Source organism: Jiella marina, assembly GCF_024359545.1.
GTDB lineage: Bacteria > Pseudomonadota > Alphaproteobacteria > Rhizobiales > Rhizobiaceae > Jiella.
In genome coordinates, this window is the sequence record NZ_JAKQZG010000015.1 from 137,222 (window position 1) to 147,397 (window position 10,176).

General features: G+C 63.4%; 8 protein-coding genes. All 8 read right to left on the bottom strand.

The annotated features are described in order from the left end of the window. Window positions 1-81: 81 nt before the first annotated feature. The 8 genes from MF134_RS21450 to puuE all read right to left on the bottom strand — a co-directional run bounded on the left by MF134_RS21450 (window position 82) and on the right by puuE (window position 10,015). Window positions 82-2,568 carry a glycogen/starch/alpha-glucan phosphorylase gene (locus MF134_RS21450; RefSeq protein ID WP_255341452.1) on the bottom strand — a complete coding sequence of 829 codons (2,487 nt, stop codon included), beginning with the start codon at window positions 2,566-2,568 and terminating at the stop codon, window positions 82-84. Further along, a complete protein-coding gene (gene pgi / locus MF134_RS21455) occupies window positions 2,568-4,226 on the bottom strand; it encodes a glucose-6-phosphate isomerase (RefSeq protein WP_255341453.1) in 1,659 nt (552 codons plus the stop codon). Before pgi ends, MF134_RS21450 begins: the two co-directional genes overlap by 1 nt. A gap of 404 nt (window positions 4,227-4,630) precedes the next feature. Beyond that, entirely contained in the window at window positions 4,631-5,989 is a 1,359-nt protein-coding gene (locus tag MF134_RS21460; protein ID WP_255341454.1) for an NAD-dependent succinate-semialdehyde dehydrogenase, read from the bottom strand. A gap of 166 nt (window positions 5,990-6,155) precedes the next feature. Next, window positions 6,156-6,305, bottom strand: a complete 150-nt coding sequence (locus MF134_RS21465) for a hypothetical protein (RefSeq protein WP_255341455.1) — start codon at window positions 6,303-6,305, stop codon at window positions 6,156-6,158. A gap of 240 nt (window positions 6,306-6,545) precedes the next feature. Continuing rightward, window positions 6,546-6,785: a hypothetical protein gene (locus MF134_RS21470; RefSeq protein WP_255341456.1), complete on the bottom strand. Its 240-nt coding sequence runs from the start codon at window positions 6,783-6,785 to the stop codon at window positions 6,546-6,548. Between the two features lie 274 nt (window positions 6,786-7,059). Beyond that, entirely contained in the window at window positions 7,060-7,557 is a 498-nt protein-coding gene (locus tag MF134_RS21475) for an ureidoglycolate lyase (RefSeq protein WP_255341457.1), read from the bottom strand. Beyond that, window positions 7,554-8,573 carry an allantoicase gene (alc, locus tag MF134_RS21480; protein WP_255341458.1) on the bottom strand — a complete coding sequence of 340 codons (1,020 nt, stop codon included), beginning with the start codon at window positions 8,571-8,573 and terminating at the stop codon, window positions 7,554-7,556. The genes MF134_RS21475 and alc overlap by 4 nt, the downstream gene beginning before the upstream one ends. After that, window positions 8,570-10,015 (bottom strand): allantoinase PuuE, encoded by a 1,446-nt coding sequence (gene puuE, locus MF134_RS21485; RefSeq protein ID WP_255341459.1) that lies wholly within the window; start codon window positions 10,013-10,015, stop codon window positions 8,570-8,572. The genes alc and puuE overlap by 4 nt, the downstream gene beginning before the upstream one ends. Between the last annotated feature and the right edge of the window lie 161 nt (window positions 10,016-10,176).

The following is a 10,176-nucleotide window of genomic DNA, read 5'->3' on the forward strand; positions in this document are numbered from 1 at the left end:
GCCCTCGAAAGAGGCTAGATAGGGGAGCCGGTGTCAAGGACGACGGCTTCGCCGACGCCACGATTCCTTCGGAAGAGGCGTTCAGCCGAGCTGGCCGGGGCCTGCCTGCCAGATGTCCTTGGCGTATTCGCGGATCGAGCGGTCGGAGGAAAACCAACCCATGCGCGCCGTGTTGCGCACGGCCTTGGTCTGCCACTCGTCCTGCCGGGTCCACAGGCTGTCCAACTCGCGCTGGGTCTGCCAATAGGCCGCGAAATCGGCACAGATCATCCACCAGTCATTGTTGTAGAGATTGGAGACCAGCGAGTGATAGCGGGCCGGGCTCTCCGGGGCGAAGAGACCGCTGGAGATCGCGTCGAGCGCTTCGCGAAGCAGCGGCAGGTTGTCGATGATCGAGCGCCCGCTATGGGCTTCCCGCCGCCGCTGCGCGACCTGGTCCGCCGTCAGACCGAAGATGAAGATGTTGTCCTCGCCGACATGTTCGAGCATCTCGACATTCGCGCCGTCGAGGGTTCCGATGGTCAGCGCGCCGTTGAGGGCGAACTTCATGTTGCCCGTGCCGGAGGCTTCCAGCCCGGCCGTCGAGATCTGTTCGGAGAGGTCGGCCGCCGGCATGATGATTTCGGCAAGGCTGACATTGTAATTCGGGATGAACACGACCTTCAGGAGATCGCGAACGGCAGGATCGGAATTTATCAGCCGGGCGACGTCGTTCGCCAGATGGATGATCTCCTTGGCCTGGGCGTAGCTCGGGGCCGCCTTGCCGGCAAAGATCTTCACACGTGGCGTCCAGTTCTTCTCCGGATGCGACCGGATCTGATCGTAGAGCGCGACCGCCTCGATGATGTTCAGGAACTGGCGCTTGTATTCGTGAATGCGCTTCACCTGGATGTCGAAGATCGCGTCCGGGTCGACCTGGACCGCCAGCCGGTCGGAAATCACGTCGGCCAGCCGGACTTTGTTCGCTCGCTTGACCGCGGCGAACTTCTCCCGGAAGGCAGCGTCGTCGGCCAGCTTGTCGACGTCGGCGATCTTCTCGATGTCGTCGAGAAAACCTGGGCCGATCGCATCGGTGAGAAGGTTCGTCAGACCTGGGTTGCATTCCATCAGCCAGCGCCGGGGGGTGACGCCATTGGTCTTGTTCTGGATACGGTCCGGATAGAGGCTGTGCAGGTCGCTGAAGACCGTTTCCTTCATCAATTCGGTATGGAGCGCCGACACGCCGTTGACCGCATGGCTGCCGACGAAGGCGAGCTGGCCCATGCGCACCCTTCGGCCATGGCCCTCATCGATCAGTGAGATAGCTGCGACCTGAGAACCGTCGAAATCGCGCTCCTGCGAGGCCTCGCGGATGATGTCGGCGTTGATCTGGTAGATGATCTGCATCTGGCGCGGCAGAAGCCGCTCGAAGAGATGCACCGGCCAGTGTTCGAGCGCTTCGGGCAGAAGCGTGTGGTTGGTGTAGCCGAAGGTGTTGCGGGTGATCGTCCAGGCCTGCTGCCATTCGAAGCCGTGGACGTCAACGAGAAGGCGCATGAGTTCGGCGACGGAGACGGCCGGATGGGTGTCGTTGAGCTGGATGGCGACCTTGTCCGCCAGATTGGCGAGACTGTCGTTCTCGCGCAGGTGTCGCCGCAGGATGTCCTGCAGCGAGGCGGAAGAAAAGAAGAACTCCTGGCGCAGCCGCAATTCCTGGCCCGCCTGGTGGGAATCGGCCGGGTAGAGAACGCGTGTGATCGCCTCCGCCTTGTTGGATTCAACGAGCGCGCCGATGTGGTCGCCGGAATTGAAGGCGTCGAGCAGGATCGGATCGACCGCTTGGGCGCTCCAGAGGCGCAGCGTGTTGACCTGGCTGCCGCGCCAGCCGACGATCGGCGTGTCGTAGGCGACGGCCAGAACGCGCTCAGCCGGGCGCCAGACCTGGCGGGCGGGCCGTCCGGCCTCGTGCTGGGTCATGACCTTGCCGCCGAAGCCGATCTCATAGGTCGAGTCCCGCCGCTCGAACTCCCACGGGTTACCGTGGACGAGCCAGGTCTCCGGCAGTTCCACCTGGGCACCCTCGGCGATCTCCTGGCGGAAGAAGCCATGAACGTAGCGGATGCCGTAGCCGACGCCGGGGACACCCGTGGAGGCCATGGATTCCATGAAGCAGGCGGCCAGGCGTCCGAGGCCGCCATTGCCGAGAGCGGCATCCGGCTCCAGAAGCTCGACCATGTCGAGGTCGACATCGTAGCGCTTCAGCGCCTCCCGGATGGGCTCGGTCAGCTGCAGATTGTTGATCGCGTCGCGCAGGAGGCGACCGATCAGGAACTCCATCGACAGGTAATAGACGCGCTTGTCGCCGCTCTCACGTGTCCGGTCGGTCGAAGCGAACCAGTGGTCGATGATGCGATCGCGCACGACCAGCGTGACGGCACGCAGCCAGTCGTATTTTCGGGCCTGTTCGGGATGCTTGCAGATCGAATAGGTGAGTTTTTCGACGATCTGCCGCGCCAGCGTGTCCGGATCGTTCTGACGTGGCGCCGGGATCCTTGCGCCGTTCGACTCGCTCTGGGGGGTAGCTGACATCAAGACTTCCTCATGGCGTGAATGGCGGCGACGAGCCCCCGGGTCGAAGGATCGCGGCCTTCGGCCGGCGAATCCCCGGTGACGATCGGCACCAGATCGTTGGCGAGTTCCTTGCCCAGTTCGACGCCCCACTGGTCGAAGGCATTGATCCCGAAGAGTTGGGCTTCGACGAATACGCGGTGCTCGTAGAGCGCGATCAGACTTCCCAAGGTTTCGGGATCGAGAGTCGGATAGAGGATCGTCAAGGACGGGCGATCGCCGGTGAAGACGCGGTGGGGCGCGATCTCTTCGGCTTCGGCCTCGGAGCGGCCGGCAGCGAGAAGCTGATCGCGCGCCTCGGCGAGCGTGCGCCCGCGCATCAGGGCTTCGCTCTGGGCGAGGCAATTGGCGAGCAGGAGTTCCTGGTGCTCCGCCATGTCCGCGCTTTCATGGGCGTTGGCGCCAACCAGAAACTCGACGGGGACGATGTCCGTGCCTTGATGCAGAAGCTGGAAGAAGGCGTGCTGGCCGTTGGTGCCGGGTTCGCCCCAGACCACCGGGCCGCTGACAGCGACGGGCTTCCCGTCGAGGGCGACGCCCTTGCCGTTCGATTCCATGTCGAGCTGCTGCAGATAGGCCGGGAAGCGCGCAAGACGCTGATCGTAGGGAATGATCGCTCGCGTCGGATAGCCCATCAGCGCCCGGTGCCAGTAACCGACCAGACCGAGCAGGACCGGCAGGTTCTCCTCGAGCGGCGCCGATTTGAAGTGCTGGTCCATGGCACGCGCGCCGGCGAGAAAGGCGCGAAACCGTTTTGGTCCAATCGCGATCATCAAAGGCAGGCCGATGGCCGACCAGATGGAGTAACGGCCGCCAACCCATTCCCAGAACCCGAAGACGCGTTCCTTGTCGATCCCGAAAGCGTCGACCTTGTCGAGCGCGGTGGAAACGGCGGCGAAATGGTCGCCGACGGCGGCTTCCCCGAGGGCCGCCACGACCCAGCGTCGTGCGGTCGCCGCGTTGGTCATGGTCTCGATCGTGGTGAACGTCTTCGAGGCGACGATGAACAGGGTCGTCTTTGGATCGAGGCCCGACAGAGTGTCGGCCATGTGGGCGCCGTCGACATTCGAGACGAAATGCGTCCTCGGACCGTCGTGATAGGGCCTGAGGGCGAGTGTCGCCATGGCGGGGCCCAAGTCCGAGCCGCCAATACCGATATTGACGACGTCGGTGATCAGGTCGCCCCCAGACCCGGTGATCTCGCCATTGCGCAGCTTGTCGGCGAAATTCGTCATCGCCGTGAGAACGCCGAGAACCTCCGCGCTCACTGCCGTGCCGTCAGCGCGCATGGCATCGGCCGGTTCGGCCCGCAGAGCGACATGAAGTACCGAGCGGTTTTCGGTCGTGTTGATGCGCTCGCCGCCGAACATGGCGTCGCGCTTGGCCGCGATCCGTCGGGCCCGTGCCAGATCCAGGAGCAGGGAACGTGTCTGAGCGTCGATGGCGGTCTTGGAATAGTCCAGCAGCAACCGGCCGGTTTCGGCCGAGAAATGTTCGAAACGGCCTGGGTCTTCGGCGAAAAGCTCACGGACCCCGCGGGCACGGGCTTCAACCGCTTTGGCCCTCAGCCCTTCAAGTTCTGGGCTTCCAATTTCCGGGCTCGCTTCGCTCGTGCTCATTCGCCCCTTCCGTCAATTCTGGTCCAGGCCCTGGTCCGGCGTACGGGCACGCCAGCGCAACGGCGTTCCCGGAGGGCGTCGATCAAAGGCGCCGACCCGATGGTGTGTTGTATGCCTCGACAAAAGGCAGCGGGCAAGCCTGCCAAGAAATTGACCGGTCACAAACCATGCTCTCGGCAACCTGCCGCGGTTGGATCAGGCAGTTGGGAGCCGACAAGGATTTCGGAAGGGGAGCACCCGTATTTTTGCTGCTGGCCCGGTCTCTGACGGGATTGGCACGCCAGGGCGCTTGATCAGAACGACGGAGCGGTTCGCCCCGCAGAAACCCGATGGCGGTCTTGGGACGCACCGGGGGTCGACTGCGAAACCGCCGGCGGCAGGACCGCCGGCGGTTTCGCTCGTACTCAGTCTATCGTCACCGTTTTGGCGTTCATGAAGGCATGAATGCCCTCTTTGGAGAGTTCACGACCATAGCCGGAGCGCTTGACGCCGCCGAAGGGCAGGCGGGGATCGGAAGCCGTCATGCGGTTCACGTGGGTTCCGCCCTGGTCGAGATCGCGCACGAAACGCTCGATTTCGGCGTTCTCACTGGTCCACACCGAACCGCCGAGCCCGAAGTCCGAATCGTTGGCGAGCGTGATCGCCTCGTCGATGGAACTGATCTTGAAGAAGATCGCGCAGGGACCGAAGAATTCCTCATGATAGGCAGCGGCCTCCTTGCCGACATTTTCCAGCATCGAGGGCTTGAAGAAGAAGCCCGGACCCTCATGGGCGCCGCCCGTTCGCAACGTGGCTCCGGCGCTGACGGAGCGGTCGATCTGATCGGTCAGGTCCGAAACGCTCGATTCGAGCGCCACGGGGCCGAGGTCGGTGTCGGCATCCATGGGGTCGCCGATCCGCATCGACTCGATCTTGTCCTGGAAGCGGGCGACATAGTCGTCGTACACGTCCGCATGGACGATGAAGCGCTTGGCGGCGATACAGCTCTGGCCGTTGTTCTGCATACGCGCGGTTACGCCGACAGATACGGCCTTTTCGAGATCGGCCGACGGCATCACGATGAAAGGATCGGAACCACCCAGCTCCAGGACGGTCGTCTTGATCTCGGAGCCGGCCGTGGATGCGACGGCCGACCCGGCCGCTTCGCTGCCGGTCAGGGTGGCGGCGCGAATGCGCCGGTCGCGCAGAATCGGCTCCACCCGCTTCGACGAGATCAGGAGCGTCTGGAAGACGCCTTGGGGCGCGTCGGCCTCGAGCAGGACCTTCTCGATCTCGAGCGCACACTGGCTGACATTCGACGCATGCTTCAGGAGCCCGACATTGCCAGCCATCAGCGCCGGTGCGATGAAGCGAAAGCACTGCCAGTAGGGGAAGTTCCACGGCATCACCGCGAGCACGGGGCCGATCGGGCGGTAGGCGACGTAGTTCCTCGAAGCAGGCCCGGGGCGGGTGTCGTCGGCAATCAGCCGCTCACCCTCATCGGCATAGTAGCGGCAGCCCAGGGCGGACTTCTCCACCTCAGCCACAGCTTCCTTGTACCGCTTGCCCATTTCCAGGGTCGCGATCCTTGCGAGCTCCTCCTTGCGGCTCTCCAGCACGTCCGCCACGCGGTTCAGAAGGTCAGCGCGCTTGGAATAGCTCGTCAGCCGCCAGTCGTGATAGGCAAGCTCCGCATTGGCAAGCGCCCGTTCGACGCTGGCCTCCTCGTGTTCGGCATAGTCTTCGATGACCTCGCCGGTTGCGGGATTGACGCTCTTTGGCATCGTCTTTCTCCGATCATGATAGGACGCGACAAAGCGACCGCCCGCTCGTCGCCGATGATGAACGATTCTAGGACGTCCACCCGCAACGAAAAAGCGGGCGCGATGGCCGCGCCCGCTTCGAAAATTCTGTTTTTGCTGCTGCCGCAGGATGAAACTTCGGGAGGGCCTAGACAGCCCCTGAGGCGAGACGGGCGGCCGCGCCATCGAGCGAGCGGCTGACCGAATGGACAAACGGCGCGTCCGCGTCATCGGCCGGAACCCGGCGGAGTGACAGGCGCCATGCCTCGATGATCATCTGCTTTTCAGTTTCGGACAAGCGATCGTCCCGTAGCATGTGGTCGGGAGATTCGTACGTCCGTGCTTCGGATGATCGAAACTGCCGTAGTCCGCTCTTTGCGCCGCCATCAATACCTCCGAGTCTTTTTTGTTATCAGTGGCCCCAATTGTCGTCTCAGGCAATTTAAAACCCTGAGTCGAACCAGTGATTATAGATGGCTCATACTGCCTGCATAGTGGGCGCTTTGTGCTGTCCACTCCGGATGGTAAGCGATTGCTTTTAGATCCGGCCCGCCGCGAGCCGCTCTGCAGCTTCGTCCAAGGAGCGATGGGTGGAACGCACTTCCGGAGCGTCAGGCTCATTGGCCAAGATGTGCTTCAGTGAAGAGCGCCACTCGTCCAGGATCATCTGCTTCTCCGTCTCGGAAAGCCGATCATCATTAAGGACGTGTTCGGGGGATTCGTAAGTGCCGTGTTTCGGATGGTCGAATTTCGCAAATTTAAGCGCTTCGGTCGCCATGGGATGTCTCCATTAACTTGCATTTTTTCTTGTCGCGCCGCCATCCACTACAGTCGTAACGATGGCAGTGGCGCCATATTTTCGATAAGTTACAACGTATTCGCAGAGGCATGGTTTCGCGGCGTACCGTCGCAGCGGCACGATTACGACACTGAAATGACAGAGAATTATCTTAGGCGGCTGCGCAAAAAGCGGCGCATCTGCGGCAAAAAGTCACCAGTTTTGCGGTGACTTGCGGCGCAAGTCTCGACCTCGATGGCCGACTCCCCACCTCTCAAACGTCGATGCGGAACGCTGCGGCCAGAGGGGCTTCTTCCAGGTTCTCGCCACCACCGCCCCGATCGACGATCAGGAAGTCCGAGACCTCCCCCAGAGCGAGCAGCGGGTGGTGCCATACGCCTGGAGCATAGTTCACACCCTGGCGGCCGGTGGCCAGAAAGGCGACGGGGTCACCGGGGCGCCCGGCGTCGTCATGGGCAACGACCACCAGCCAAGGCCGATCGTTCAGCGGATAGAAGGCCTGACTGCCCAGCGGGTGCCGCTCGAACATACCGATTTCCACCGGCGGCACGAAGGGCTGGCCCCGGAAAATCGAGATCAGGGGCTGACCGTTCTCGGCCGCAACATCGACCTTGGCGAGATCATGGTAGCGCGTGGTCGTGCCGCCATTGATCAGGCGTTCTTCCGCGCCTGTGGTTTCGATCACGTCGCCGAAGGGGGCAAAGGCCTCCTTGCTCAGCTGGATGGCGGAAAGTCGGCGACCCGACGTCATGCTTTTCTTCCGTAAAGCCGCAGCCGCGAGACACCGCCATCGGGGAATATGTCGAGGCGAACATGCGTGACCGGTTCCCCCAGCGGTTCGGTCGCAAATTCTGCGACATTGTCGGCTTCGAGCCTGGTTTCCGGGACGATCAGCGGCCAACCGCGGCTCGCCGCCTCGACCGCTTCTGTGGTGGTCTCGTCGCCGAGCCGGCCGGCGCGCAGGGTGAAACGATCCGGATAGTTGCCCTTGAAGTGGTTGGTGTCGATGGCGATCCGCTCGATCATGCCGGCCGTGCCGAGCTTCAGGACGCACCAGTCGTTGCCGGGCTGGCGCCGCCGTGCCGTTTCCCAGCCATCGGCCATGACCGGAGCGCGTCCAGGCGCGAGCATGTTGAGCGGATGACCGTAATGGGCGTCGTTCCACGCGACGGCCGAGCCGCCATTCTCCATCGCGCCCAGATCCACGGTTTCGTCGGCACCAACAAGGCTCCAGTCCTTGGCGATCGTGCCATAGACTCGTAGACGCGCGACGCCGCCATCGGGATAGATGTGAAGGCGCAGCCAGCGAGCCGGGCCGGCACCCTCGACACGGAAGAGATTGTGGCTGTCGCCCTTGAGCACCGCCCGCGGGACCAGCGGCTGCCAGTCGGTCTCGGCCGGCTCCCCGATCGTGTCCGCCGCCTCGACCATCGCTTCCGGCGGAAAATTGCCGGTGAAGAAGGAGGTGTCGATGTCGACCGCAGCGATGACGCCGCGTTGACCGAGCTTGATGACGGCGTGGTCATGACCCTCGACGCGCTTGCGCCGCGACTCCCATCCATCCATCCATTTGCCGTGATCGTCGAAGCGGTCCGGATAGAAGACCGGCGGCGCCGGATCGATCATGCGCGACTTGTCGGCAAAGAAGTCGTCGGTCGCGAATGTGACCATGGTGCCGAGGCGCGGCTGGGCGAGGTCGACCGTGTAGCGGGAGAGTTCCTCGGCTTCGGGGAGAGGGGATGCGGTGAGGAAACGTTCCGAACTCATGACGCGTGGCTTTCAAAGATCGAGTTGATGCGCAGCCGGGCGATCTTTTCGACCTCGGCCGCGGCGGTGGCAAATTCCCGGTCGCGATCGTTCTCGACCCTGGTTTCGAAGGCCGAGAGGATCGCCGTCTTGTCGAGGCCCTTGACCGCAATGATGAAGGGGAAGCCGAAGCGCTCGACATAGCGGCTGTTCAGGTCGCTGAAGCGCTTCAACTCCTCTGGCGTCAGACTGTCGAGTCCCGCGCCGGCCTGCTCGGCCTTCGACTGCGCGGTCAACTCGCCGGCGAGGGCCAGCTTGCCGGCAAGGTCGGGGTGGGCTTTCAGAATCCCCAGGCGCTCGTCTTCGCTCGCCTCCCGGAAGGTGCGGTTGAGTGCGCCGGAGACGCCGGCCGGGCAGTCATGCGCGTCGTGGAGCCCGTGGGCAAAGGCGCGTTCGGCGATGAAGGGGGAATGTTCGAAGACGCCGCCGAAGGTCTCGACAAAGGCGTCCTCATCCATCCGGCTCGGCCGCAGGCCTTCGCGATAGGGAAATGTCTCCCGCCAATGCCGGGCGATGTCGATGCGCCGTGCTACCCAGACATCGGGCTTCGACTGCACGTAATCGAGGAACCGGGCCAGCGCCGCGGCGCGGCCGGGCCGGCCGACAAGGCGGCAGTGGAGACCGACATTCAGCATCTTCGGCTGGCCGGCCTCGCCTTCTGCGTAGAGCACGTCGAAGGCGTCCTTCAGATAGGTGAAGAACTGGTCGCCCGAATTGAAGCCCTGGGGCGTGGCGAACCGCATGTCGTTGGCGTCAAGCGTATAGGGGATGATCAGGTGAGGCCCCTTCGGGCCCTCGATCCAGTAGGGGAGCTCATCGGCATAGCTGTCGGAGGAATAGGCAAATCCCCCTTCCTCCATCACCAGCTTCAGCGTGTTGACGGAGGGCTTGCCCTGGTAGATGCCGAGCGGACGCGAGCCGGTGACCGCGGTGTGGAGGCGGACCGCCTCGTCGATGTGCTGGCGCTCCATCTCTTCCGGAAAATCCTTGTATTCGAGCCAGCGTAGCCCGTGGCTGGCGATCTCCCAGTCCGCCTCCCGCATCGCCTCGACGGCTTCCGGATTGCGTTCCATCGCCCGGGTCACGCCAAAGACGGTGACCGGCATGTTCCGTTCCGTGAAAAGCCGCCAAAGCCGCCAGAAGCCGGAGCGAGCGCCGTATTCGTAGAGCGATTCCATGTTGAGGTTGCGCTGGCCCGGCCAGGGCTGGGCGCCAACGATTTCGGAAAGAAGCGCTTCGGATGCCGGGTCGCCGTCGAGGATCGAGCTCTCGCCGCCTTCCTCGTAGTTCACCACGAACTGGACGCAGATCCTGGCGTGACCGCTGCCGCCGGGATTCGGCCATTTCGGATCGGGCGAGGTGCGGCCATAGCCGAGAAGGTCGCGGGGATAGCGCTCTGTCATGGATGATCACTTCGGAAAGGATGCCGACCGACCCTTGGGTAGCGGCTGAGCCGCGAAGGATCAATCACTGACGAGGTGAGCCCATGCCCGACGGCATCTGACAGCGACGAAGCATCGATCTCCCCTGCATGGAGCAGATCAGGCGATTTACACTGGCGGCC

Excerpts from the sequence above, each read along its gene's own strand:
- pgi (WP_255341453.1), bottom strand. The coding sequence starts at position 4,226 with ATGAGCACGAGCGAAGCGAGCCCGGAAATTGGAAGCCCAGAACTTGAA.
- alc (WP_255341458.1), bottom strand. The coding sequence starts at position 8,573 with ATGAGTTCGGAACGTTTCCTCACCGCATCCCCTCTCCCCGAAGCCGAG.
- puuE (WP_255341459.1), bottom strand. The coding sequence starts at position 10,015 with ATGACAGAGCGCTATCCCCGCGACCTTCTCGGCTATGGCCGCACCTCG.
- MF134_RS21450 (WP_255341452.1), bottom strand. The coding sequence starts at position 2,568 with ATGTCAGCTACCCCCCAGAGCGAGTCGAACGGCGCAAGGATCCCGGCG.
- MF134_RS21460 (WP_255341454.1), bottom strand. The coding sequence starts at position 5,989 with ATGCCAAAGAGCGTCAATCCCGCAACCGGCGAGGTCATCGAAGACTAT.
- MF134_RS21475 (WP_255341457.1), bottom strand. The coding sequence starts at position 7,557 with ATGACGTCGGGTCGCCGACTTTCCGCCATCCAGCTGAGCAAGGAGGCC.
- MF134_RS21470 (WP_255341456.1), bottom strand. The coding sequence starts at position 6,785 with ATGGCGACCGAAGCGCTTAAATTTGCGAAATTCGACCATCCGAAACAC.